This window comes from Umezawaea sp., assembly GCF_036375055.1.
Classification (GTDB): Bacteria; Actinomycetota; Actinomycetes; order Mycobacteriales; family Pseudonocardiaceae; genus Umezawaea.
Genome location: NZ_DASUSQ010000046.1, coordinates 47,893 through 72,438, shown reverse-complemented (window position 1 = coordinate 72,438; position 24,546 = coordinate 47,893). Strand labels below are relative to the sequence as shown.

The 24,546-nt window shown below is 73.0% G+C and carries 20 protein-coding genes; 6 read left to right on the top strand and 14 right to left on the bottom strand.

Going from position 1 to position 24,546, the window contains the following annotated elements; translation table 11 throughout:
* Window positions 1–81: 81 nt before the first annotated feature.
* Genes VFZ92_RS13715 through VFZ92_RS13700 form a run of 4 tightly spaced genes read right to left on the bottom strand, consistent with a single transcriptional unit; the run spans window position 82 to window position 3,282 of the window.
* Window positions 82–792, bottom strand: coding sequence for a pyridoxamine 5'-phosphate oxidase family protein (locus VFZ92_RS13715; protein WP_330876276.1), 711 nt, complete (start codon window positions 790–792; stop codon window positions 82–84).
* Between the two features lie 31 nt (window positions 793–823).
* Window positions 824–1,987 (bottom strand): GNAT family N-acetyltransferase, encoded by a 1,164-nt coding sequence (locus VFZ92_RS13710; RefSeq protein ID WP_330876275.1) that lies wholly within the window; start codon window positions 1,985–1,987, stop codon window positions 824–826.
* Window positions 1,938–2,723 carry a class I SAM-dependent methyltransferase gene (locus VFZ92_RS13705; RefSeq protein ID WP_330876274.1) on the bottom strand — a complete coding sequence of 262 codons (786 nt, stop codon included), beginning with the start codon at window positions 2,721–2,723 and terminating at the stop codon, window positions 1,938–1,940. Before VFZ92_RS13705 ends, VFZ92_RS13710 begins: the two co-directional genes overlap by 50 nt.
* Window positions 2,724–2,727: 4 nt before the next feature.
* Window positions 2,728–3,282: an EF-hand domain-containing protein gene (locus tag VFZ92_RS13700; protein WP_330876273.1), complete on the bottom strand. Its 555-nt coding sequence runs from the start codon at window positions 3,280–3,282 to the stop codon at window positions 2,728–2,730.
* Window positions 3,283–3,567: 285 nt separating this feature from the next.
* Here VFZ92_RS13700 and VFZ92_RS13695 point away from each other — a divergent pair, with 285 nt between their 5' ends.
* Window positions 3,568–4,401: a phytanoyl-CoA dioxygenase family protein gene (locus VFZ92_RS13695; RefSeq protein ID WP_330876272.1), complete on the top strand. Its 834-nt coding sequence runs from the start codon at window positions 3,568–3,570 to the stop codon at window positions 4,399–4,401.
* 22 nt (window positions 4,402–4,423) lie between these two features.
* On the opposite strand, the gene VFZ92_RS13690 is transcribed toward VFZ92_RS13695, so the two are convergent.
* Complete coding sequence (locus tag VFZ92_RS13690) at window positions 4,424–5,005, bottom strand: TetR/AcrR family transcriptional regulator (protein ID WP_330876271.1); 582 nt, start codon at window positions 5,003–5,005, stop codon at window positions 4,424–4,426.
* Window positions 5,006–5,093: 88 nt separating this feature from the next.
* Here VFZ92_RS13690 and VFZ92_RS13685 point away from each other — a divergent pair, with 88 nt between their 5' ends.
* The 3 genes from VFZ92_RS13685 (at window position 5,094) to VFZ92_RS13675 (ending at window position 7,928) form a co-directional block, all read left to right on the top strand.
* Window positions 5,094–5,555, top strand: coding sequence for a cupin domain-containing protein (locus VFZ92_RS13685; RefSeq protein ID WP_330876270.1), 462 nt, complete (start codon window positions 5,094–5,096; stop codon window positions 5,553–5,555).
* 301 nt (window positions 5,556–5,856) lie between these two features.
* On the top strand, window positions 5,857–7,044 hold the full coding sequence (locus VFZ92_RS13680) for a zinc-dependent alcohol dehydrogenase (protein ID WP_330876536.1): 1,188 nt from the start codon (window positions 5,857–5,859) through the stop codon (window positions 7,042–7,044).
* Window positions 7,041–7,928, top strand: a complete 888-nt coding sequence (locus tag VFZ92_RS13675; protein ID WP_330876269.1) for an SDR family NAD(P)-dependent oxidoreductase — start codon at window positions 7,041–7,043, stop codon at window positions 7,926–7,928. The genes VFZ92_RS13680 and VFZ92_RS13675 overlap by 4 nt, the downstream gene beginning before the upstream one ends.
* Window positions 7,929–7,980: 52 nt before the next feature.
* On the opposite strand, the gene VFZ92_RS13670 is transcribed toward VFZ92_RS13675, so the two are convergent.
* Genes VFZ92_RS13670 through VFZ92_RS13660 form a run of 3 tightly spaced genes read right to left on the bottom strand, consistent with a single transcriptional unit; the run spans window position 7,981 to window position 9,887 of the window.
* Window positions 7,981–9,009 (bottom strand): alpha/beta hydrolase, encoded by a 1,029-nt coding sequence (locus VFZ92_RS13670; RefSeq protein WP_330876268.1) that lies wholly within the window; start codon window positions 9,007–9,009, stop codon window positions 7,981–7,983.
* Window positions 9,010–9,013: 4 nt separating this feature from the next.
* The gene (locus tag VFZ92_RS13665; protein ID WP_330876267.1) at window positions 9,014–9,373 is read right to left on the bottom strand and encodes a hypothetical protein; all 360 of its coding nucleotides are present in this window, start codon (window positions 9,371–9,373) and stop codon (window positions 9,014–9,016) included.
* A gap of 13 nt (window positions 9,374–9,386) precedes the next feature.
* The gene (locus VFZ92_RS13660) at window positions 9,387–9,887 is read right to left on the bottom strand and encodes a TetR/AcrR family transcriptional regulator (RefSeq protein ID WP_330876266.1); all 501 of its coding nucleotides are present in this window, start codon (window positions 9,885–9,887) and stop codon (window positions 9,387–9,389) included.
* Between the two features lie 161 nt (window positions 9,888–10,048).
* Between VFZ92_RS13660 and VFZ92_RS13655 the strand changes: the two genes are divergently transcribed.
* The gene (locus VFZ92_RS13655) at window positions 10,049–11,518 is read left to right on the top strand and encodes an alpha/beta hydrolase (RefSeq protein ID WP_330876265.1); all 1,470 of its coding nucleotides are present in this window, start codon (window positions 10,049–10,051) and stop codon (window positions 11,516–11,518) included.
* 162 nt (window positions 11,519–11,680) lie between these two features.
* On the opposite strand, the gene VFZ92_RS13650 is transcribed toward VFZ92_RS13655, so the two are convergent.
* From VFZ92_RS13650 to VFZ92_RS13635, 4 genes are all read right to left on the bottom strand, one after another.
* Window positions 11,681–12,460, bottom strand: coding sequence for an endonuclease/exonuclease/phosphatase family protein (locus VFZ92_RS13650; protein WP_330876264.1), 780 nt, complete (start codon window positions 12,458–12,460; stop codon window positions 11,681–11,683).
* A gap of 123 nt (window positions 12,461–12,583) precedes the next feature.
* On the bottom strand, window positions 12,584–15,526 hold the full coding sequence (locus tag VFZ92_RS13645; protein WP_330876263.1) for an AfsR/SARP family transcriptional regulator: 2,943 nt from the start codon (window positions 15,524–15,526) through the stop codon (window positions 12,584–12,586).
* A 372-nt stretch (window positions 15,527–15,898) separates the two neighbouring features.
* On the bottom strand, window positions 15,899–16,333 hold the full coding sequence (locus tag VFZ92_RS13640) for a peptidase inhibitor family I36 protein (RefSeq protein WP_330876262.1): 435 nt from the start codon (window positions 16,331–16,333) through the stop codon (window positions 15,899–15,901).
* Window positions 16,334–16,464: 131 nt separating this feature from the next.
* On the bottom strand, window positions 16,465–17,154 hold the full coding sequence (locus tag VFZ92_RS13635; RefSeq protein ID WP_330876261.1) for a glycoside hydrolase family 12 protein: 690 nt from the start codon (window positions 17,152–17,154) through the stop codon (window positions 16,465–16,467).
* Between the two features lie 304 nt (window positions 17,155–17,458).
* Here VFZ92_RS13635 and VFZ92_RS13630 point away from each other — a divergent pair, with 304 nt between their 5' ends.
* Window positions 17,459–18,280 carry an SGNH/GDSL hydrolase family protein gene (locus tag VFZ92_RS13630; protein WP_330876260.1) on the top strand — a complete coding sequence of 274 codons (822 nt, stop codon included), beginning with the start codon at window positions 17,459–17,461 and terminating at the stop codon, window positions 18,278–18,280.
* Window positions 18,281–18,291: 11 nt separating this feature from the next.
* Here the strand turns inward: VFZ92_RS13630 and VFZ92_RS13625 are convergent, their stop codons facing one another.
* Together VFZ92_RS13625 and VFZ92_RS13620 are read right to left on the bottom strand one after the other, a co-directional pair.
* Window positions 18,292–20,535, bottom strand: a complete 2,244-nt coding sequence (locus VFZ92_RS13625; protein WP_330876259.1) for a hypothetical protein — start codon at window positions 20,533–20,535, stop codon at window positions 18,292–18,294.
* A gap of 28 nt (window positions 20,536–20,563) precedes the next feature.
* Window positions 20,564–24,523, bottom strand: coding sequence for a hypothetical protein (locus VFZ92_RS13620; protein WP_330876258.1), 3,960 nt, complete (start codon window positions 24,521–24,523; stop codon window positions 20,564–20,566).
* Between the last annotated feature and the right edge of the window lie 23 nt (window positions 24,524–24,546).

Below are 24,546 nucleotides of genomic sequence, written 5' to 3'. Positions count from 1 at the left end.
CGCGCGCACGGGCTCGACGCCGCGGGCAGCACCACCGCCGTCCTCGAACGGATCGAGGACCGCGCGTGACCCGACGAGCGCTCAGCCGAGGGCGCGCGGGTCGACCTCCACGTCCTGCTCGTCGTCCGACCACCACAGGCGGGCGACGTGCAGGACGTGGCGGCCGAGCGGGTCGCTGTCGCGGGCCGTGCCGGTGAACCGCACCCCACCGCCCGCCGACCCGTCCGCGTGGACGATCCCGGAGACGTCCGGGTGGGTGGCGACGTCGCGGGAGTGGCGGGCCTCGCGCGGGGAGCGCCACAGCAGCCGCAGGGGATCGCGCAGGACGGTGACGTCGACCGTGTCGATCCAGGGTGTGGTGCCGTCCGTGGTGGCGAGCGTGGCCCGGCGCCCCGTGCCCAGGAGGTGCCGGACGCGGTCGGCGGGCCCCGCCGCGTCCTCGGGGGTGTCGCGGGTGATGCCGAGGGGGACCGGCGGGTCGCTGAGCAGGTCGGCGTCGAGCAGGGTCCACCAGCGCCCCTGCTCGACGCGGCGCCGCTCCCACTCCGGGTCGCTGCCGCGGTCGGCGACGGCACGGCGGTAGCGGCCCCACGCGGCCTCGTCGGCGAAGGTGACGGTGTGTTCGAGGGTGTGCACGTCCTGGCCGATGGTCCGCACCCGCCACCGGGTGGCGAGGACGGTGTCGAGCCCGTCGTAGAACCACCGCTCGCGGTCCCGCACCCAGGCCCAGAAGGCGTGCGGGTCCCGCTCGGCGGCCGGAGACGGTTTGATGCGGTAGACCAGGTGCAGCACGTGGTGCCCCTTCCCCTCGCGGTGGGTCCGCTCAGCGGCTCCGGTCCCACAGGTCCCAGTCCGGGTCGTAGGCCTCCGGGCGGCCCGGTGCGAGCGCGCGCCAGGTCCGGAGCGCGGCGGCGTTGTGCTCCGCGCCGGGGATCGTGCCGTTCGGGGAGAGGACCACCGCGGCGAGCGGGGAGAGCACCGCGCCGCGCTGGACCTTGCCGTGCCAGGCCGAGATGCCCAGGTGGCAGTGGCGGAACCCGGCCGCGGCCCCGTGCCGCAGCGGCATCCGGTGCAGCAGCAGGAAGTACTCGCCCGCCGGGCGGGCGTGGGCGTAGTCGAAGCCGAAGTAGCGGGCGTGCAGCCGGTCCCCGCGACCGTAGAAGATCATGACCGCGTGCGGGCGGCCGTCCCTGGCCGCGACACCGGCGTGGGCGTCGTCCAGCAGCCCCGCGGCCCGCTGGCCCTCGAAGACCCGCCGCATCCACCCCTCGTCCGCCGTACCCCCGTACCGGGCCCGGTTCTGGGTGACCAGCCGGACGGCGTCGGCCTCCAGGTCGCGGGTGAACGGCAGCCACGCGACCTCGACCCCGGCTTCCCGGACGGCACGCTCCTCCCGCCTGCGACGGTTCCGGTCCCGCCGGGACAGCGTTGCCAGGTGGACGTCCAGGCCACCCGGTGGGATCGGCAGCACGACGTCCGCGCTGTGGAGGAAGACCTGGGCGCGCGGGTGGGCGGCGGCCAGCAGCAGCGCGTGCCGGGCGGGCAGGTAGGGCATGACCAGCCCGGCACGTCCCTCCTCGCGGGCCAGGGCGAGCGCGTGCTCCAGCAGCGCGCGCAGCACCGGCCGCGCCGAGGCGACCAGTTCGTTGCGGGTCGCCCGGCGGGCACCCAGCCACAACCAGTCCGCGCCCGCCCCCGGCAGCACCCGCGACAGGTCGAACAGGCCGGACCCGTCGGCCTCGCCCGACCAGGTGGGCAGCCCGCCCAGCAGTTCCCCGCCGCGGCCCTCGGCGATCAGGACCCGGTCGGGGCCGAAGGCGTGGCGCAGGCCGTGCAGCCAGCGGTGCGTGCTGTAGAAGCCGTCCGGGCCCACGAGCCGGTCCCACCGCGCACCCGGCACGTCGAGGATGTCGGGGACCACGCGCGTGGACACGTGGTCAGGTGCTGACGCGCGGCCCGCCGCGGTCTTCGTCGTTCGCGTCGACATGGCGGCTCGGCGTTCCTTTCCGGCAGGTGACGATCGCGGCGTGGGGGCGGTCGAGGTACGCCGACCAGAACTCGGTGCCGTGCTCCCGGACGCCGTCGGGCGAGACCCGGAAGCCGGGCCAGGCGACGTCCGTGAACCCGGCCTCGGCCAGGGCCCGGTGCAGGGTGCGCCGACTCCACCAGCGGGCCGTGATGGTGTCGCGGTGCGCGCCGAACGCCAACTCCAGGACGACCTTCGACGCGTCCGCGCGGGGTTCGGCCTCGTGCAGCCGGAACCCGTAGCGCGCGTAGTGGTCCGGTGCGCCGTCGTAGTCCGGGTTGACCGGCAGGGTGACGAACCGGCCGCCGTCGCGCAGCGCGTCACCCGCGACCGCGCACAACCGCGCGAGGGCGCGGTAGTCCTCGGCGTAGGGCAGGACGTACACGCCGAGGACGACGTCGAACGCGCCCGCCCGCGGCGGTGTCGTCGTGTACTCGACGCCCAGCCCCTCCCGCGCCTCGCGCGCCGCGGCGTGGGCGATCATGCCGGCGGAGGTGTCGTGGCCCACCACCCTGGCGGCCCCTGCCCGCTTGAGCAGTCGGCAGTAGTCGCCCGCACCGCAACCCAGGTCCGCGACGGCCTTGCCGGACAGGTCCCCGAGCAGTTCCAGCACCGTGTACGACTCCAGGTGCCGCCGCCAGGGCAGGGCGAACATCTCCTCGTACACCCGAGCCAGGGTGTCGAAGCGGCTGCTCAACTCCTCACTCTGCCGACAGCGGGTCGCCCAGCAGCCAGTTGCCGGGAGCCTCGGGGTCCGTGCTGAGGTAGAACTCCTCGATGGCCCTGCGGAACTCGGCGTGGGTGATGCTGCCGCTGCCGTTGCGGTCCAGGCGCCGGAACGCGGCGTCGGAGGTCTCCGGGCTGATCCCGAGGGCCTCGTACATCCGGACGTACTCCCTGGCGCTGAGCTCGTTGCTGCGGTCGGTGTCCAGAGCGCTCATGAGCGCGTTCACGATTCCCATGATCACGTGCTCGAAGTTCTTCGGCTCGGTCACGCCGGACCGCATGACCTGGATGAACCCCTGCCGTCCCACGCGCCCCTGGGCGTCCGTGACGCCCGCGTCGCGCAGCAGGTCCCACCACGCGGTGAACGCCTCGCGCATGGCGCCGCGGTTCTCGTGGTCGTCCGGACGGGCCACGGCGGTGAACAACTCCGCCATCTGCTCGAAGTCCTCGTGCGTGAGCCAGTTGTCGTTGGTGTGGTCGAACCAGTCGAAGAGGATGTCGAACTTGCGATCGGTGATCTGATGCGGCATCGGGTCCACCTCGGTCCTGCGAATGGAGGTTGGTTGTCGGCACCGTTCACGTCGTGCGTGTCGGCGGCGAGGCGCCGGTGATCGCAGGGTACTGCCGGGCGGACGAATCCCGTAAGGGCACAAGGGATCCACCATTTCCCAGTCCCCGGAGCTGCTGAGGGCCTTGTCATCGGGCCGACCGGTGGCACGCTCGGAGTCCAGGCGCACGAACGCGTTGCGCCGTCGACGCCAGCCCGGCGGTGACGTGTCGGCCACCGCCGAGCCGATGCTCCAGGAGGAGCGGACATGACCATCGCCACCAGCAGGCACCTGTCCGAGCGGGACCTGTCGTTCTACCGCGACAACGGGTACCTGACGCTGCCGGAGCTGTTGCCGCCGAAGAAGTACGAGGCGTTGCGGGAGCACTTCGAGCGCACGCTCGCCGAGCTGCCGGACGGGACGCGCCCGGAGGACATGGACGTCCCGCACTTCACCGATCCGCGCCTGTTCGAGTGGCTCATGGACCCCGGTGTGCTGGACCTGGTCCAGCAGCTCGTCGGGCCGGACATCGCGGTGTTCTCGTCGCACTTCCTCTGCAAGCCCGCCGGTGACGGCAGGAGCGTGCCGTGGCACGACGACGCCTACTACTGGCGGAACATGATCACCCCGTCCGCCGGGGCCGTCACGATCTGGCTCGCGCTCGACGAGGTGGACGAGGGCAACGGCTGCATGAGGGTGGTGCCGGGCAGCCACGCACCCGGCGAGCGGCGGTACCGGCCCACGCGCGGCGCGGACGGGGTGTTCGACGAGGAACTGGACCCGGAGTGCGTGGACGAGTCCCGCGCCGTGCCGATCCTGTTGCGGCGCAACGAGTGCAGCGTCCACAGCGCGGCGCTCGTGCACGGCAGCGGGGCCAACCGCGGCGACCGCCGACGGGCCGGGTTCACCATGCGCTACATCAGCACCGCGGTGCGGTTCAACCACGAGGAGGTGGGCGAGCGCCACCAGATCTTCCTGGCGCGGGGGCGGGACCGGGCGGGCAACGTCTACGCCGACCCGACCGTGCCGCACCCCGAACTGGTCGCCGGTCGCGACGCCACGCGGAAGGACGTCGACGGGCGCCGTCCGGGTGGCGGCTGATCGGGCGGCACCCGCGATCGCGCTAGGAGGTCACCGGGTCCTCGCTGACGATCGTGCCGAGGGAGCGCACCGCCTCGGACAGGAGGTGGCGCAGCGTCCGGGTCTCGCCCGGCCGCGTCCACCGCTGGAACGCCGCCTGCTGCGCGAGCACGGCGGTGCCCGCGGCGAGGAACGCGGTGTCGGGGTCGCACCCCCGTGCGTGGAGTTCGGCCGCGATGGCGTCGGTGAGCGCGGCGTTCTTGCCGAGTTCGCGCTCCTGCAACTCCGGGTTGGCGGCGATCACGGCGTGCCTGCGGGTCGCCACGGCGCGGCGTTCCTCGAACAGCCCGTCGGCGACGACCTCCAGCGCGCGCACGACCGCGTCGAGCGGCGGCACGGCGTCGTCGCAGGCCGCGATCTCGCCGACGACCGCCCGCTGGATCTCCGAGCTGAGGATGAACAGCACCTCGCGCTTGTCGGTGAAGTGGTTGAAGAACGTCCGCTGGGTGAGCCCCGCCCGCTGGGCGATCTCGGCGACCGTCGTGCTCTCGAACCCCTGCTCGTCGAACAGTTCCAGTGCGGCGGCTTGCAGGCGTTCGGCTGCGTCCGGTTTCCATCGCGGCATGGTCCGAGCCTAGCGACTGCACGATGTGCAGTCATCGGTGCTACAGTGATTGCACAAGCTGCAATCACTTCACTCGGGAGGCTCCTCCATGGTCGCTGTATCGGTCGTCGGCCCCGGTGACGGCGAAGTCATCGCCAACGGGCCCGCGCGGATCCGGATCCTCGAAGACGGCGGCAACACCGAGCACCGCCTGGGGATCGGCGAGATCACGATCCCCCCGCACACCCCCGGCCCTCCGCAGCACCGCCACGCCCAGCACGACGAGGGCTTCTACGTGCTCTCGGGCACCGCGCGGTTCACCGTGGGGCAGGACGACCACGACGTCGGCGCGGGCACGTGGGTCCTGGTCCCGCCGGGGGCGCCGCACACGTTCGCCAACATCGGCGACGACCCGCTGGTCATGCTGAGCACCTTCACGCCGGACCTGTACGTGCAGTACTTCCGCGACCTCAAGGCCATGGTCGAGTCCGGGCAGCCGATGACGCGCGAGACCATGGCGCCGATCTGGGAGAACTACGCCACCGAACCGTCCACCGAGTACGCCACGTGACCTCCGGCCCCCCGGTCGACCCACGGGTCCGGTGACCACGGCGACGGCCGTGCGGACCCGTGGGTGCGGTTCGGGCACCGGCACCGCTCGAAATTCCCGCGAAAGGGTGTTTCGGTCGCCCACCAGATGTTCAAACGCGCTGGGGGAGCTTTTTTGACGATTCCCACCAGCGCGTTCCGCGGCCGAGCCGTCATGCGGATTCCGCGAGGTGGTGCTTGACTCGACTCCTGGAACGAATCGTCGTACGCGAACGTGAAAAATTCTGCGACGCCCCAGTCGAACCACCGATCGAGGAGTCGACATCAAAGCACTCACATGGCAGGGAAATCAGAACGTTCAGGTCACCGAGGTGCCCGATCCGCGCATCGAGGAGCCCACCGACGCGATCATCAGGGTGACCTCGACCGCGATCTGCGGTTCCGACCTGCACCTCTACGGCGTGCTGGGCCCGTACCTCGCACCGGGTGACGTGCTCGGCCACGAGGCGATGGGCGTCGTCGAGGAGGTGGGCCCCGACGCCGCGGGCCACCTGTCGGTGGGGGACCGGGTCGTGGTGCCGTTCAACATCTCGTGCGGCCACTGCTGGATGTGCGGTCGCGGACTGTTCGCGCAGTGCGAGACGACCCAGGTCCGCGGTGAGGGCAAGGGCGCGAGCCTGTTCGGCTACACCTCGCTCTACGGCTCCGTGCCCGGAGGGCAGGCCGAGTACCTCCGCGTGCCGCAGGCCCAGTTCGGACCGGTCATCGTGCCCGCGGACACGCCGGACGAGCGGTTCCTGTTCCTGTCCGACATCCTCCCGACCGCCTGGCAGGCGGTCCGCTACGCCGACGTGCCGCCCGGTGGCTCGGTGGCGGTGCTCGGCCTCGGCCCGGTCGGGCAGTTCGCCGTGCGCATCGCCGCGCACCTGGGCGCGGGCCGGGTCATCGGGGTCGACCGGGTGCCCGAGCGGCTCGCCCTGGCCGCGAGGTACGGCGCCGAAACCGTCAACCTCGACGACGTCGACGACGTGGCCGCGACGCTGATCGAGATGGTCGACGGTCGCGGTCCGGAAGCCACCATCGACGCCGTCGGGATGGAGGCCCACGGTGGTCGGCTCGTCGCCGCGGCCCAGAAGGCAGTGGGGCTCCTCCCGGACGCCCTGGCGCAGAAGGTGACCGACAAGATGGCCGTCGACCGGCTCGACGCCCTGCACGCCGCGCTGAAGGGCGTGCGGCGGGGTGGGACGGTCTCGGTGTCCGGCGTGTACGGGGGCGAGGTCGACGCGATGCCGATGATGGAGATGTTCGACCGGGGGATCCAGCTCCGCATGGGGCAGGCCCACGTGCGCCGGTGGACCGATCAGATCCTGCCGCTGCTGCTCGACCCGGCCGACCCGCTCGGCGCGCTGGACCTCGTCACGCACCACCTGCCCCTGGCCGAGGCCGCGAACGGCTACGAGATGTTCCGGGAGAAGCGGGACGGCTGCGTCAAGGTGGTGCTCAACCCGTGACCGGACGGGTCGTGGTCGTCGTCGGCGCCAGCAGCGGGATCGGTCTGGCCGCCGCGGTCGCGTTCGCCGCTCGTGACGACGACCTGGTGCTGGTGTCGCGCAGCGCGGGCGCGCTCGACGCCGCGGAGGCGGCGTGCCGGGACGCGGGGAGCGGTGCCGTGGACGTCCTCGTCGAGGACGTGCGCGATCCGGCGGCGGCCGACCGGATCGTGGCGCGGACCCTGGACCGGCACGGGCGCGTCGACGTCGTCGTGCACACCGCGACGGTCATGGGCTACGGCACCGTCGAGACGATGCCCGCGGAGGTGTTCACCACCGTCGTCGACACCGCGGTGCACGGCACGGTCCACCTGAGCCGCGCGGTCCTCCCGGTCATGCGCCGCCAGCGCGCGGGCACGTTCATCGGGGTCAACTCCCTGCTGGGCTCGGTCACCGTCCCGCAGATGGGGGCCTACGCGGCGTCGAAGTGGGGGCAGCGCGCCGTGCTCCGCACCCTCCAGCAGGAGACGCGGGACGAACCCGGCGTGCACGTCTGCATCGTGAGCCCCGGAAGCATCAACACCCCCATCTACTACCAGGCCGCCAACTACACCGGCCGGAGCGCTCGGCCGCCGTGGCCGGTCCTGTCGCCGGAGCGGGTGGGTGCGGCGATCGTGCGGTTGGCCGACCGCCCCCGCAGGCACGTCTCGGTGGCGGTCGGGCCGGGGAATCCGCTCGTCATCGCCGGTTTCCGGCTCCTGCCGCTGCTCTACGACAGGCTGGTCGGTCCGCTGTTCCGGCTGGCCGCCCTCACCCGCAAGCCCGCGGAGCCCGCGGCGGGCAACGTGCACCAGCCGGTGCCCGAGCGGGAACGCGTGCACGGCCACTGGCCCGCGCGGAGCTGACGACCGTCGACGAACCGGTGTCGCGCCGGTGGAGGCGGCCCGCCGGGTGCCCTCAGCGCCCGGCGAACCGGTGCAGGGCGTCGAGCACGGCTGGGGCGAGGGCGTCCGGGTGGTCGGTGTCGTGCAGCAGGTGGTCCACCCCGGACAGCGGTACCCGGCCCGGTCCTCCGACGTGCGCGCGGCGCAGGGCGGTGGTCAGCGCGTCCGTCGTCGAGCAGGGGACCTGGACGTCGTTCGTGCCGCAGGTGAGCAGCACCCTGGTCCCCGGCCGCAGGGCCGCGGCGTGCTCCGGCGGGTAGACGGCGTCGTCGCTGTCCACGAACCGGGCGCTCGGCCCCTGGAACGCCTGGAAGAGCCGGCCGACCGCGGGTGGCAGGTCGGTCGTGTCGACCGGTCGGTGTTCGCGCAGGGCCGTGACGGCGGCGTCGACCGCCGCGTCGATCGTGCGCTGCTGGTCCGGCGTGAGCAGGCCGTGCCGGGTCGCCTCGGCGACCTGGGCGTGCAGTTGCAGCGCGACCAGGTCCAGGAAGCGGATCGCCTGCGGTTGCAGCAGGGCCAGGCCGGTCGGGCGCGGGTGGACGGTGCCGCCGAGCAGCAGCGCGGTCATCGCGCCCTCGCTGTGCCCGACGACCGACAGCGCGTGCGGGTTGGTCTCCGGTTGGTCGCGCAACGACTCGTACGCAGCCGCCGCCTGGCGGACGAACGCCGGGTGGTCGAGGGTGTCCGGGTGGTCGCGGTAGGCACCGAGCCCGGTGCGGCCGGTGCCGTACTTGTCGAACCGCAGCGTGGCCACCCGGTCGACGGCGAGCGCGTCGGCCACCTGCGCCAGGGTGTTCGGGGACGCCGCGGGAGGCTGGTTGCCGTCGCGGTCGGTGGGTCCGCTGCCGGGCAGCAGCAGTGCGGCGCGCAACCGCTGCCCGGCGCGGTGCGCGGGAACGTGCAGGGTGCCGTACGTCGTGGTCCCGTCGACGGTGAAGACCACCTCGCGGTCGGCCGCGGGCACGAAGCCGGGCGTCGCCCCGGCGGGGGTGGCGGTCGCGACGGCCAGGGCCACCACGACCGCGGCGGAGCGGGGGAACACCGGATCACCCCTTCCCGATGAGGGCGTTCTCGACCAGCGCGACGGTCGCGCGGGGATCGTCGACCTGGATGACCAGGCGGGCGTAGTGCTCGTCGGCGAGTTCGACCACGACGGCCTTCGACGGGTCCTTGACGTCCCAGAAGACCTTCTCGCCGTCGAGGTGGAACGTGCCCACCGTGAGGACGCCGGGCACGTGGGCGCCCGGCGCGCGGATCCCCTTGGGTTCGGCGGCGATGCCGGGGTCGGCGGTCGCGCCGCGGACGTTGCCCAGGGGGATCGTCAGACTGCTCTTGAGGGCCCAGAGCTTGTCGAGACCCTCGATCACGACGACGAGGTCGTCGCCTTCGATGTGGACCAGTGCCATGTGGTTCTCCTTGTCAGCCGAGAGGATCGAGGCGGTGGGCCAGCGCGGTGCCGACCCCGTGGGGGTTGCCGCGCAGGAGGATGCCCAGCGCGGCGGACGTGAGAGCGGCCGCCAGGTCGGCGGGAACGCCGAGCGCGTCGGCGACGGCCTGGTCGACGGCGTCCAGCGCGGCGGCCACCTCGGCGGCGACCTCGGTGTCGGCCGGTGCCCGTTCGACCGCCGCGAGCAGCAGAAGTCCGAGGTCTGCCGACGTGATGAGCCGCAGCGCGCTCGCGGCGTCCGGTGCCGAGCCGAGCGCGTCGACCAGGGGACGGACGTCGTGGGCGAGGTGGCGGCGCAGGGCGACCAGGTAGAGGCCGCGCTTGCTGCCGAACGTCTTGTAGAGGCTGTTGCGGTGCACGCCGAGGTGGGTGACGAGGTCGTCCACCGACACCCCGTCGTACGCGCGACCGCCGAACAGCGTCGCGGCGGCGCGCACCACCTCGTCCTCGTCGAACGTCCTCGTCCTGCCCATGGCACGACCGTAGCGTTTTGAGGAACGATCAGTCAAGAACGAACGTTCCTCAATTGGTCGGGTAGGGGCACCCCCACCACCGGTCGGCCGGGTAGCCGGCTGTGGCGCTCCACCGCCACCCGAGAGGCTTCCGGGCGAGCGGAACGAGGGAGCGGATGATGATGACGAAGAAGCACCACCTGCTGGCCGCGGTCCTGGTCGCGGCGGCATCGACCGTCTGGGTGGCGACCGCGGCGCAGAGCCGTCCATCGGCGCCCGAGGAGGCGCGGGACCCGGCTACCACGCCCGCGTACGCGCGGTTCTACCGGCAACAACCCGACTGGCAGCCGTGCGGGCCCGCGGGCGCGGAGTGCACGAACGTCACGGTGCCGGTCGACTGGGCGCGGCCCGCCGGGGCCGCGGTCGAACTCGCCGTGGCCCGGCTGCGGGGCGAGGGCCGTGGCTCGCTGCTGGTCAACCCCGGTGGGCCGGGTCGGTCCGGGATCGACTTCCTGTTCGGCGGGCAGGTGCGCGGCCACGCGCCCCCCGGGTACGACCTGGTCAGCTGGGACCCGCGCGGAGTCGGGGGTTCGGCGCCGCTGACCTGCCCGGCGGAGGCGTCCGAGGCCGTCGAGGAGGTGGACGGCTCGCCGGACACCCCGGCGGAGGTGGAGGCCTACGAGGCGGCCGTCGGGCGGTGGGCCCACGCGTGCAGGCAGGCGTCCGGACCGATCTTCGACCACGTGGACACGGGCAGCACCGTGCGGGACATGGACGTGCTGCGCGCGGTGCTGGGGCAACCGAGGCTGGACTACCTGGGCATCTCCTACGGCACCGTCATGGGCGGCCGGTACGCCGAGACGTTCCCGAAGCGGGTCGGCCGCGTGGTCCTGGACAGCGCGGGCCACCCGGACCAGACCTACGGGTCCTGGATGGCCGGGGTGGCGGAGGCCAAGGAGCAGGCCCTGACCGCCTACCTCACCGGCTGCGCCGACCGCCCCGCGTGTCCTTTCGCGACGATCCCGCCCGACGCGGCCCGAGCGTGGATCCAGCAGCTCGTGCGGGACACCGACAGCAGGCCGATCCGCGGCGGCGACCAGGTCGTGAACCAGGCGCGGCTGATGACCGCGCTGACGCGGGACGTCTCGGACCAGAACGGCAGGGAGAGGCTGGACGAGGAGCTGGCCGGGGTGCTGGCCGGAGACGCGAGCACCCTCGCGGCCACGACGCGGGGACCGACGATCGACATCGGCAACACGGCCACGACCTGCCAGGACCTACCCGACCCGCGCACCGCGGCACAGGTGCGGGGCGACGCCACCGGGGTGGCGCGGACGGCACCGGTGTACGGGCTGGAACTGACCTCCGGCGCGCCCTGCCGGCACTGGCCCGCGCCTGCACCGGTCCCGCCGCACCGGCTGAGGGCACCCGGCGTCGCCCCGGTGCTCGTCATCGGCATCACCGGGGACACCGCGGGCCCCTACCGCTGGAGCACGGAACTGACCGCCCAGCTCGACAACGCCCGCCTGCTCACCCTGGACGGCTCGGGCCACGGCGCCTACCTGCTGAGCCGGTGCGTCCGCGGTGCGGTGAACACCTTCCTGACGACCGGCGTCCTCCCGCCCGCGGGTGAGGTCTGCCGCGCCGGCTGACGTCGGGCCGCGGCGCGGCGCGGGCGTTGAACGGGATCGTCCTCGACCCCGACGCGACGTCGGGGTCTTCGCCGGGGACATGCCGCCGATCGTCCTCGCCCACCCCGCACCGCACCCGCTGAGCCACGACGGCCGGAGCGAGCCCGTTCCCCCCGTCGCGCCTCAGAACGTGTAGTTGACGACGAACGCCGGGTGGTCGGTGCGGGACATCGCGTAGGTCTGGGTCGACACGAACGTGAGGGTGCGGGCGGTGACGTGCTGCACGTCGCCGTCGCCCTTGCGGAACCAGCCCGCCGGGACGCAGTTCTGCGCGTTGGTGGGAGAACCGGGGCGGTACCTCAGGTTCAGGTCGCCCACCGCCACGTGCCCGGTGGTGGGCGAGCCGGTGGGGTCGAAGGACAGGACCGTGGCGGGAAGGAGTTCGCGGCACTGCGCGAGCGCCGTGGTGGCGGTGGTGCTCAGGTGGGTGGTGCACGCGGTGAACCCGCGCACCGCGCTCAGCGCGCACGCCCAGGCCCGCATCTCGTTGCCGCCGTCCTGCGCCGAGTACACGCCGGTCCCGCCCGAGGTGATGCCCTCCTTGACGATGATCCCGCTGCCGTACGCGCCGCGGCCCGCCGTGCACTGGTAGTCGGAACCGGTGGACCTGTCGCGCACGAAGGCGAACCGGTACTGGGCGCCCGCGCCGACCGCGGCGGTGAGGCCGGGCAGGTCGGACAGGCACACCTCGTTCACCGAGACCACGTCCGGCTGCCGGTCGCGGATCACCGTCACGGCCTCGCCGACCGCGAGCCCGTTCTGGTAGCAGCCCGCGACGCCGCTGTTGCAGAGGTTCATCTGCAACACCTTGAACGCGGTGGCGGCCAGGGCGGGGACCGCCACTCCCGCGGCGAGCAGGATCGCGGCGAGCAGCAGGCCGGTGCTCCGGCGCGGTGGGTCCATGCCGACCATGGTGGTGCCAGGTCGGTGCCCGGCCGTACCGCCGTACGGACGTGGGGACACACCCGCACGGTGTGGGCGATCCCCTGTGCGCCCCCGTCCGCGGTCCCGCCGACGGCCGGGTCCTCAGGTCCCGGTGAACGGCTTGCGCGGTCCCAGCCCGCGCAGCTCCTCCGCCCGCGGGGTGCCGAACGTGTCGAACACGGCCTGAGCCTCCACGAGGTAGGGGCCGCCCGCCCCGTCGCCGAGCGCCCACCCGAGCGCGCGCAACGCTCGCGCGCGGCCGTACGGGTACCCGGCCTCCTGCTGGATCCGCAGGGCCTCGGTCGCGTGCCGTCGAGCGGCGTCGTGGTCGCCCCCGGCCAGCGCGAGTTCCGCCATGGCGGTCAGCACCGTGCCCTCCTCCGCGGCCATCTCGCGGTCGCGGGCCAGTTCCAGCGCCTGCTCGGCGCAGCGCGCGGCGGCCTCGTGGTCGGACTGCTCGCGGCGCACGTCCACCAGGGCCGTCAACGAGCCGACCTCGCAGTGGTGGTGGCTGGTCTCGCGGGCCGCCAGCAGCGACTCCTCCAGCAGGTCCGCCGCGAGGTCGACGTCGCCGAGTTCGAGCCGGGCGACGCCGAGGCCGTTGAGGACGCTGGCCTCGGCGTACCGCTTGCCCAGCGCGCGCATGGTCACCAGGGACGCTTCGAACCGCTCGACCGCGTCCCCCGGGTAGCCGAGGTGGGTCAGCGCGAACCCGAGGTTGCACCGCGACACCGCGGCCCGGTAGTCGTTGCCGTTGGCCAGGTCGATGGCCAGTGCCGCGGCCTGGAAGTCGGCCGCCTCGGCGGGACCGCCCCGGTCCCCGTGCGCGAGTCCGAGGCTCGTCAGCGCCCTCGCCTCCCCGAGGAGGTAGCCCGTCGCCCGTGACAGCTCCAGCGCCCGCTTGCTGTGGCGGATCGAGGACTCGCCGTCGCCGCGGGCCCAGTGCGCGAGCCCCAGCGTCCGGTGCACGGTGGCCTGCGCGCGTCCGTCCTCCGCGGACTCGGCGGCGCGGAGCGCGGTCTCGGCGGTCGCCGTCCAGTCCAGTTCGTTGCGCCGGGACCAGAAGTAGTTGTGCAGCGCGTCGACGAGCTGCCACGTGACGTGCGCGGGCCCGTGCTCGGCCGCGAGGTCCACGGCGGCGACCAGGTTGGCGTGCTCGGCGTCCAGCCAGGCCAGTGCCGACGCCTCGTCCTCGAACTCGGGTGCCGCCCCGGTGCCGTCGACCGTCGCGGTGGGACCGCCCACCAGGAACACCGTGTTCACCGCGGCCCGCGTCCACCGCAGGTAGTGGGGGAGGACCGCGTCGAGCGCGTCGTGCCGGTCGCCCTCGTCGTCGGCGCGTTCCACGGCGTAGGCGCGCAGCAGGTCGTGGAACCGGTAGCGGCCGGGCGCGTAGTGGTCGACCAGGTGCGCGCCGCACAGGTCGGCGAGCAGCCCGTCGGCGGTGTCGCCCGCCAGCGCCCTGGCGACGTGGGCGGTGAAGTCCGGGCCCGGCGCCAGCGCCAGCCTGCGGAACAGGACGCGCGCCCGCGGCGGCAGCGCGGCGTAGGACAGGTCGAACGCCGCGCGCACGGTGGTCTCGCTCTCCGTGCCGACCGCCAGCGCGGTGAGCCGGTTGCCGTTCTCCATCCGGTCCGCCAGGTCGCCGATCCGCCGGTCGGGCTGGGCGGCGAGGGTGGCGGCGGCGAGGCGGACGGCCAGGGGGAGGTTGCCGCACAGCCCGGACAGCCGTCGCACGTCGTCGAGTTCGGCCTCGACCCGGTGGGCGCCCAGGACGTGCCGGAACAGGCCGATCGTGTCGTCGTCGCCGAGGGCGCCCAGCGACAGCGCCCGCGCGTCGTCCAGCCCGACCAGGCCGTGCAGGTCGTTGCGGCTCGTCACGATCACGACGCAGCCGGGGCGGCCGGGGAGCAGCGGCCGGACGTCCTCCGAGCCGCGGGCGTTGTCCAGCACCACGAGCACGCGCCTGCCCGTCATCAGCGAGCGGTACAGCGCGGTCTGCTCGGCGACGTCGTGCGGTATCCGGTCGGGGGGCGTGTCGAGCGAGCGCAGCAGCCTGCCCATCGCGTCGCGGGTCGTCAGGGGCGCTCCGGTGGAGAAGCCGCCCAGGTCCACGTACAGCTGGCCGTCGGGGAACCGGTCGGCGTTGTGGTGGCCCCAGCGCACGGCGAGCGCGGTCTTGCCGACGCCAGGGGGACCGGTGACCACCCAGACGTCCGCGTCGTCGCCGAGCCGGGCGAGGGCCTTGTCGCGACCGGTGAACCCCGCCACGTTCGCGGGCAGCTGCGCGGGCACGTGCCGCCACACCGCGGTGCGCGGTTCGGGCTTGAGCCGCGGCGCCTGGTTGAGGATGTCGCGGTGCAGCAGCACGAGGTCCTCGCTCGGCGCGAGACCGAGTTCGCGGTCCAGCACCGCCCGCAGGTCCCGGTAGACGGTCAGCGCCTCGGCCTGGCGGCCGTCGCGGTACAGCGCCAGCATGAGCAGGCCGTACGGCCGCTCGCGCAGCGGGTTCGCCCGCACCAGGCCGCCCAGCTCGACGACCACGGGCTCGCCGAGCGCCAGCCGGACCTCGGCCAGGTCCTCCCGCGCGCTCAGCCGCTGCTCGGTGAGCCTGCTCCTGGCCGCCTCCGCGTCGTCGTCGGTCAGGTCGGCGTAGGGCTCGCCGCGCCACAGGCCCAGCCCCTCCGCGAGCAGTCGCGCCGCGTCCTGCTCCCGGTGCGCCGCCAGCGCGTCGCGACCCGCCCGGAGCAGGTCCTCGAACCGGAGGGCGTCGACCTCGTCGCGGCCGACGTCGACCCGGTAGCCGCCGGGACCGTTGGCGATGCGCCCGCTCGCGAGCGCGGTGCGCAGCTTCCACACGTAGGTCTTGGTGTTGCCCGCCGCCGACCGGGGCGGAGCGCCGTCCCACAGCACGTCGACGATCTTGTCGACGGACACCCACCGGTTGGCGTGCAGCAGCAGCGTCGTCAGCAGCTTCCGCTGCTTCGCCGCCCTGATCGCCACGCGCTCGCCGTCGTCGCGCACGACGTCGAGACTCCCCAGCACGCCGAACAACCGGACCCCCGTGACTCCCTGGTGCGTGGTCCACCGCCTGCGGCGCGGCCAGTGGACCGGCGGTGGACCGCCGACTGGCACCGTACTGGTCACCGGGGGAGTCGAACTCCCGGACTCCGCCGGAACGGGCGGCCCGCATCGCCGGGAGAGGGGTACGGCGATTCGCGGCCGCCCGTTCCGCGGGAACGCCCCGCCTCCCGGCTCCGCCGTGCGGACACCCGGCCCGGCCGACGGCCGCCACACCTCGCCGACCCCACTGGCACCGGCCTCGACGGCGTGCGCGCGGCGGGCTGGGCCGAGGGCGGGCGGACCGTCTGGTGCCGCACGCGTCCCCTGGCCGGACAGGGGCCGGTCAGGGGACGGTCAGTGGACGCAGAAGGAGCTGATCACGTCGTTGTACGGGCCCAGCGCCAGGTCGAGCGGAGCGCCGTAGGCGTTCATCTGGAGCAGGCGGTACTGGCAGTTCGCGTCGCGGAACAGGGCCACCGCCCGCCCGCCGCGGTTCCAGGCCGACGACGTCCTGTCGTTGAAGTCCAGCGGGACGTTCACCCTCGTGCCGCTGGTGGGGCTGTAGATGACGAGCATCCTCCCCTGGCCCGCCCCGTCCTCGAAGAGGCAGAAGTTGCCGTGCGCGCACCTGTCGTAGCCGGTCGCCGCGCTCGCGGGCGCGGCGACCGCGCCGAGTGCGACGACGATCCCGGCCACCAGCACCGCGATCCTGCTCCCCGTGCCCGTGCCCGTGCCCGTGCCCGTGCCCGTGCCCGTGCCCGTGCCCGTGCCCGTTCTCGTGACCTCCATGACGCCCACGTCCCTTCCGCGGTGTGGTTCCGTCCGTGCCACCGACTCTCGCCGCCGTGCGCCCGACACCGGTCTGATCCGGGTTCAACGGGCTGGTCGGACTCGGTGTCGAAAGAGGCGCGGACGAGCGTTCACGCGGTCACCGAATAGCTGTTGGACACGAAGTCCATGCCTCCGGGTGAGGAGGTGATCTCAAAACCGAACTGCACCTCGCCCACGGTCACGTCGCCGTACCAGCCGCGCGACCCGATCCACTTCAGCACCGCCAGCACGTCGACCGTGCCGGAGTTGGTGTTCCCGGTGCGCAGGAACGAGAAGACCTGGTTGGCGCCGTTGGAGCCCCGGTACACGTCCCAGGTGTGCCCGCCGACCGACGCGGTGGTCTGCTTCGACCCGATCGGGCCCACGGCGCCCTGCTTGTTGACCCAGATCATGATCTCGTAGGCGTTGTTGTCGGCCCAGATGTCGTAGGACGTGGCGTAGGCCCCCGACCCCGGCCTGCTGACGTTGAACGAGCTCGACAGCCTGGTCAGCGCGCTGACCCTCTTGTTGATCGCCTTCGCCGAGTGCGGGTACGCCTTCACCCCGCCGGTGCCGGGGTGGTCGGCCCACACGCCCCAGTTGCCGTAGGAGTTCGCCCAGATCGTCTGCGGTCCGACGCCGCTCCCCCACACGTCGTTGCGGACGGTGTAGCCGCCGTTGGACCACGTCCCCCACTTGTCGGTGGACGACCAGGCGGCGGCCCGCGCCACCCCGGTCGCACCGATCAGACCCGCCACCACGAGGACCGCCGTCACGACCGATCGAATTCCGTTGACCATGGCTCCGCTTTCCGGGGCGTCGTCGCCCGAGTGAACGCGGCCGTTTCGCCGCGCGAGTGCCGGATGTGCGGGGCGGTACCGACGACTATCGCTCCGCTGGCAACCCCGTGTCAATCGGAATCGGTTTTCCGGTGAATGTGTTCGCGATTTCGATGAATTCGATCCGGCTATTCGACCACGTCGGCCGATTGGGGGTTCGGCCAATTCCGCGGACGTCCCGGCGCGCCTCCTCGCCGCCGACGGGGTGGACACGCCCGCCATAGCCATGATTATGATTAGTCAACTTTCTGACTAGGGAGACGGTGTGACGCCGCACGAGAAGAGCACCCCGGACCCCGCCCGGTCCGGCGGGTACCTGCGCTACGTCGCCCTGGGCGACAGCCAGACCGAAGGCCTCGGTGACGGCGACGACGTCGTGGGCCTGCGGGGGTGGGCCGACCGGCTCGCCGAGCACCTCGCCGTCGACAACCCCGACCTCCAGTACGCCAACCTCGCCGTCCGGGGCCGCCGCGCGGGTGAGGTGCGGGCCGAGCAGCTGGGGCCGGCCCTCGCCCTGCGCCCCGACGTGGCCACCGTCGTCGCCGGGGTCAACGACCTGCTCCGCCTTCGGGTCGAGCCGTCCACGGTGGTCGGTCACCTGGAGGCGATGTTCGCCGCGCTGACCGACTCCGGGGCCCGCGTGGCGACCGTGACCTTCCCCGACCTCACCAGGGTCATCCCGCTCGCCCGACCGGTCCGCTCCCGCATCCTCGACATCAACGACCGGATCCGCGCCGCGGCCGACCGGCACGGGGTCGCCGTCGCCGAGATCGCCCGGCACCCCGCCGTCGCCGACCGCCGGTTCTGGGCCGACGACCGGCTGCACTGCAGCCCCCTGGGGCACCGGCTGATCGCCGCCGCGGTCGCGCACGCCCTGCGGGTGCCGGGCAGCGACGACTCGTGGAACCAGCCACCGCCACCGCTGCCCGGCCCGCCGCCGCGGTGGCGCGCCACCGCCGAACTGCGGTGGGCGGCCACCTTCCTCGGCCCCTGGCTCGGCAGGCGCCTGCGCGGCCAGTCCTCCGGGGACCAGCGCACGGCCAAGCACCCCCTGCTCCACCGCGTCGGGGGACCGTCCGGGACCTGACCCGCCTGCGGCTACCGCGGCGGTCGAACCAGGTCCACGAGCTGCTGGCCCAGGTGGCGGCCGAGGTCGACCGCCGCCGCCCGCGCGTCGCGCTCGCTCCACGCCCGCGCCCGCTCGGCCGGTCGGGTGAGGAGCTGGTCGACGGCGACGCGTCCGACCACCGTGCCGCCGGGGGAGAAGAGGAAGTGCTCGCGCTCGCCCTCGGTGGCGGTCGCGCGGAAGGCGCCGAGCACCGCGTCGCCGGTGCGCAGCGTTCCGGCCAGGGTGGCTCCCCAGGCCGGGGCGCCGAAGTCCACGGCCGCGTCGGGGGTGAGGTGCCAGCGTGCGCCGTCCGTCCCGACGACCACCCGCCGGACCCGGTCCCCGGCCTGGTCCTCGCCGCGCAGGACGAGGTCGACGACCACCTCCGACGAGGTGAGGGGCGTGTCGCCCAGCAGCTCCACGTCGCGGACGTGGACCACGAACCGGTCGTCGGGCGACGCCGGACCCGGCCGCGGCGCGGTGGCGCGGTGCCTGCGGAACACCCGCCCGAACCGGCGCACCAGGTGGCTCTCCAACGCCGACGCGTGCGGGTCCCACTCCCCGTCCCGGTGGTACAGGTCGGGGCCGGGGATCGGTGGCCGTCCGGTCGTGGGCGGCGCGCCCGTGAGGTCCACGCGGGACAGGAGGGCCGGCAGCGCGGTGTGGGGATCGGGCACGTGGTCCCGCACGGCGTCGAGCGCGACCTCCATCGCCGCGACGACCCCGAGCGTGGCCGCGACGTGGTGCAGGGGATCGGCGGTCTCCGAGTCCACGACCAGGAAGGTGTCGGGGCCTCCCACGTAGTAGGCGGCGTGGCCGCGGTGGCCGTCGTCCACCACGAGGTCGTACACCGGTTCGTCGTCACCACCCTCGGGCTCGTGGGGCGTCACCTCGCGCACGGTCACCGAGCCCGCCAGCACGACTCCCGGCACGAGTGCCGCGACGCCGTCGGCGATCATCGTCGGCACCTCGTCGACGAGGCACCACGGGTCCACGGCCGCCCGCGCCGGGCCGGGACCGTCCAGGCGGAACGGGTGGCCGGAGGTGGCGCGGACGTCGAGGCCGTTGATCGAGTGCAGCACCCGGCCCCGGCGGGCGGGCCGCTCGACGAGCACGACCTTCCCCGTGCCGCGGGGGGACCTCACCGCGTCGCCGATCCGCACGTCCTGGACGGGCTTCACGGAGCCGTCGGCCATGAGGACGCCGGTGCCCGTCCCGAGGCAGCTGCTGCTCCGCGGCCGGTACCGGTTGAGCGGTCCCCACAGGCACAGGCTCTGCGAGTAGCCGCCCGCCGTCGTGACGGCGCTGCTCGTGGGGGGTGTGGTCGGCGGTGGGGAGAAGGACGTCGTCGCAGTCTGGGGCATCCCGGCGGTGAGCGCGCCCGTGGCGAGGTCGGGCCCCGCCAGCGGGTGGTACCACGTGGTGTAGCCGCCGTCCCACCAGCGGCGCGGACCCACCTGGGCGGGCACGGTGAGCCCGCCTGCCTGGAGGGTCCGGATCGTGGCGTCGACGTTCGGGCAGTCCAGGGCCTTCAGCGTGGTCCACGTGTTGTAGAGCAACCACACCACGGCGTTGGTGTCGTCGCCGCCCATCGCGATGGCCTGGTCGACGTTCGCGGTGAACGCGCCCGAGGACAGCGCGTCGCCGAGTTCGGCGCGGGCGCGGTCCACCTCGCCCGCGGCGGCCAGCGCGGCGAGCGCGGAGGCCGTGGGCTCGTAGGCGTGCCGCAGCGTGGACAGGTAGGTGGCGGTCAGGGCGGGCAGGAGTTCCGCGTGCGCGGTCGCCAGGTCGGCGGTCAGCCTGCCGGTGTCCAGGGACAGCGACACCGACTGCCGCGCCGCGTCGGTGAGCACGGTCAGCGCGTAGTCCCGCCACCACCCGGATCGCGGTTCGCGCACCGAGGCCACGACCTCCGCCGCCGCGGAGGTCGTCGTCCGGCCGGGGAAGAACGCGTCCCCGTAACCGGAGTACGGGCCCCGGTAGGCGTAGGAGGTGTAGTAGCCCCAGCCGGTCTCGTCGGGTTGGGCGGCGATCCGGTCGTTCGGCGCGCTGACCTCGAGCACGGTGCTCAGCACGCCGCGGTGAGCCGCCTCGACGGCGGGGTTCCCGTAGTGGGGCAGCGCCTTCAGCAGGGTCTTGAGCCGGGGGAGGACGGCGGGGTCGTCCACGCCGTCCTCCCACCCGCCCACGACGAGTCCGACGAGGTTGCGCTGGTGTTGCCGGTAGGACGTCATCGTTGCTCCACGTCGGACTGGTCGCGGGTCAGCTGTTCGGGATCAGCGGGGAGATCGGCTGGGCCACGGTGATGGAGAACGTCGCCGAGCCGCTGCCGCAGGCGTTCGTCGCGATGATCGAGTCCCTCGTCCGCGACCCGTGGTCGGCCTTCTGGCCGTTGGGCCGGAAGGTGCCGGTCTTGGGGTCGAAGCCGAGGAACGCGGGCAGGGCGTCGCCCTGGTAGGTGTAGGACAGGGGTGTGCTGGGCACCACGGCGAACGACGGGCCGAACACCTGGACGGTCGACGGGGTGGTGTCCAGCCGGAACGTCAGGTCCACCATGGTGGTGTAGTTCGGCGCCATGCCGGACATGTCCAGGGTGAACACCGATCCGTGCACGACCGGCGTGAACGGGTCCCCGGTCGGCAGGACCTGGTCGGTCACCACGAGCTTCCCGTCCAGCACGGCGAGCCAGTCGCGCGCCCGGTCGGGTGAGTGACCGCCGTTGGCGTCCGGCGGCACGGGCTGGAACCTCAGCGGTAGCGAGACCATGTCCTTCCCGTCGCTGGTCAGCGTGGCGTCCCGCCACGGTTCGCCCAACCAGACCTGGGTGATGACGTCGGGCTGCTTCGGGCGGGGCGTCGAGACCGGGACGAGCTCCTCCAGCGGGCTCCACCGCGGCCGGAACGCGACGGTGCCGTCCTCGAGCAGGCTCAGGTAGCGCACGACCGGCGGCTTGCCCTGGTCCTGCTGCACGACCGTGGCGATGGTGCTCATGCCGAAGCCGTCGGTCGTGGCCTGCCACACGCAGTCGGGCAGCGCGGTCCTCTGCTCCGGGAGGACCGAGCCGTCGCCGTGCACCCGGAGGGTTCCGTCCTTCGTCGACAGCGTGAAGCCCATCATCATCAGCGATCCCCGGTCCGGGTTCTCGAACGGGACGGCGTAGTCCAGCGCGGTCTTCGACGAGGGGACCCAGAAGCCCGCCGGTTTGGCGTAGCCGTCGACGAAGTCCTCGACCGGGTCGGGCTGCTTCTTGAACATCTCGTACAGCATCAGGCCCAGGCCCGCCAGCGCGACGAGGATCGCCAGCGGTCCGGCGAACGCCAGCGCGCTCGCCAGCGCGCCCTCGGCCATGCCCTCACCCGCGAACGCCATGAGCATCAGCGCCCCGCCGACGATGTTCAGCGCGTCGGCCCAGGTGTCGATGGTCGACTCGCCCTCGGCGAGGCGGACGACGCTCACCACCATGCCCGCGACGATGAGGACCGGGCCGAGCCTGTTGGCGAGGAACTCGTCGAGGTTCGCCCCGAACACCTTGGCCGCCCAGCCGACCTCCTCGGCGTCGGTGGTCAGCTGGGTGTCCAGCAGGCGTTCGAGGACCTCGGGGTTCTCCTTGAGGTACTCGGCCATCCCCTGGGTGTCGCCGAGCCAGCGGGCCGTGGAGTTGCCGATCTTGATCAGGCCGCTCTCCAGCCGGTCCGCCTCACCGGTCATCAGGATCCTGCTGACGGCGGCGGTGCGCTGCTTGGACGTCATCCCCTCGACGCTGAAGATCGCGTAGATCCGGATGCCCCTCTTGACCACCGCGGCCACGAGCTGCACCCCGAACTGGACGGCGTTGAGCACCAGGTCGGCGCGCTCGTCCTTGTCGAGGTCCGACCAGTTCTTGAACCCGTTGATGAGGTTGGAGACGCCGAGCATGGTGATCCCGCCGATGAGCGCGGTGCCGAACATCGATCCCATGGCGGAGAACCTGGGGTACTTCTCGGTGAACCAGTCGACCCACTTCGACGCGATGTACGGCAGCGCCAGGGTGTCGTTGATGAGAGAGGAGATCTCCTGCAACGCCTCGATGGAGTCGTGCAGGATCGTGTCGGCGTCCTTCGACTTGAGCAGGGCGTCGATCTGGGCGGCCGCCTCGGCGATCTGCCGGTCCTCGTTGGCGATGTTGTTCGCGACGAACTGCTGGAGGTACTCCTCGATGAGGTCGAAGCTCATGGCGTCGCCGAGGAATCCGAACATGCTCGGCAGGACGTTGGTGGCCAGGAACGTGTTGAGGGTGCGCACGTAGCGCTGCGCGAAGAACCCCGACGGGTCCAGCGCCGTCAGCACGGCCACGTTCTGCTGGAGGAGCCGGGAGAGGCCGGTCCCGTCGCCGGACCCGGTGCCGTACGCCATCTGCACGGCGATGTTGGCCAGGATCGCGGGGGCGGTGTTGTAGGTGTAGTACGCGAACGCCCAGTAGAGCTCGTTGGTGTCGGCGTACTGGCCCGCCTCCTGGACGTCGGCGATCATGGTCTTCTTCAGGTCCGGGACCGACGTGCTGTCGGTGATCACGTTGTCCTGGATGTCGGTGATCGCGTCGGCGACCACCGTCGTGATCGTGTCCCGGTAGGTCGCGGCGTTCGTGATCTGGTCCCGCAGGTACGACGCCGTCAGCGGGCAGTGCTCCTGCCACCGCAGGGTGAACAGGCGCTGCCCGTGCGCGGCGTAGACCTTCGACCTCGCCACCTCGGTGGTGAGCCAGGCCTGCGCGCGGGGACCGTTGAGGTTGCGGCAGTGCTCCTCCGAACCGTTCGCCAGGCCGTGCGTGAGCACGGCGGTCGCGAGCGAGCGGTACCAGCCGACCGGGTCGTCGACACCGGCCACCGGGCTGTTGGCGATCTCGGCGAGGTCACCGGTGAGCGTGGTCTGGTTCGTGTCCGGGAAGACCAGCTTCCACAGGTCGGTGGGGATGAAGGAGTTCATGATGTCGCTGAGGTCCTGCGTCACGGCGCCCTGGACCTGGTCGCGCAGGACGCCCTTGTCGTCCTTCGCGAACGGGGTCATCGCGAGCAGGGAGTACATGTCCAGAGCGGGGTCCGCGATGGCCTTCGCGTGTGCGAGCGACAACCGGTGCGCCGCCCGGTGCAGGTCGCGGTGCTGGGTGATCGCGGTCAGCGCCGTCGCGGCGTCGAGCCGGACGGCCCGCACGGTGCCGTCCTCGGTCGTGGCGGTCGACCCGAGGTCCGCGAACACCAGGCTCCCGCTCGCGGGCAGCCCCGTGCGCTCGCGCAGCGCGGGGGAGAGGTCGGCCCACGTCAACCGGTCGCCGACCAGGACCGCGTCGGGCACGGGCGCGCCGCCCACGACCAGCCGTCCGTCGAAGACGCCGAACGGCGCGGTCCGGGTGGACGTGCGGTAGTAGCCCGCGACGGCGGCGTTCGGCCGCAGGCCCCGGAACCCGACGAGCGTGCCGTCGGGGGCGTTCTCGTCGACGACCAGGACGCCGTCGATGCCCAGCGCGGCGGTGTCCTCCGCGGCCTGGAGCCACCACGGGTAGACGCTGGCCGGTCCGGGTTTCCCCCGGTCGGGCTGCGGCGGGATGAGAGACCGGAACGTCAGGTCCCACGCCTGCTCGTCGCCGCGCTCCCCGAGTTGCAGGGTCGCGCTGAAGGCGCCGGAGCCGGGGTCCCACGGCCCGCCCCTGGCACCGGTGTCGTTGAACTCGAAGGTGAACGTGGGCGGCTGGAGCGGACCGCCGGGGGTCACGGTGTAGGTGAGCAGCAGGCGCTTCGGCACCCAGGTCGCACCGGTCCACTCGGTCGACGCCGGGTCCCAGGCCAGACCCACGATCTGGTTGCCCGCGGACACGTAGCCGGCGCCGCAGTCCAGCGCGACGTCGCACAGGAACTGCGCCCGCGCACCCGCCGCGACCGAGCAGAGGTCGTGGGCCGGGCCGACGGTGCCGTGCGCGCCCCGGCCGTCGTGGGCGAGCAGCAGCGTGCCGCCGCCGTAGGCGCCCCTCCAGGTCAGCACCCGGTCGTGCTCGTCGTAGGTCCACGCGTCGCGCGGGATCGGGACCTGGTCGAGGAAGAGGTGGCCCTCGTCGGCGAGCACGACGGTGACGCGGCCGGGGATGTCCCGGTCGGAGTTGCCGGACGTGCCCATGCGGTGGAGGAGGAGGTCGTGGTGACCGGTGTCCCCGGTGACCCGCCGTCGGGTCGCCGGGTTCGTGCGGATCGGCATCTGGGTGCCCCCTGCTGGTGGAG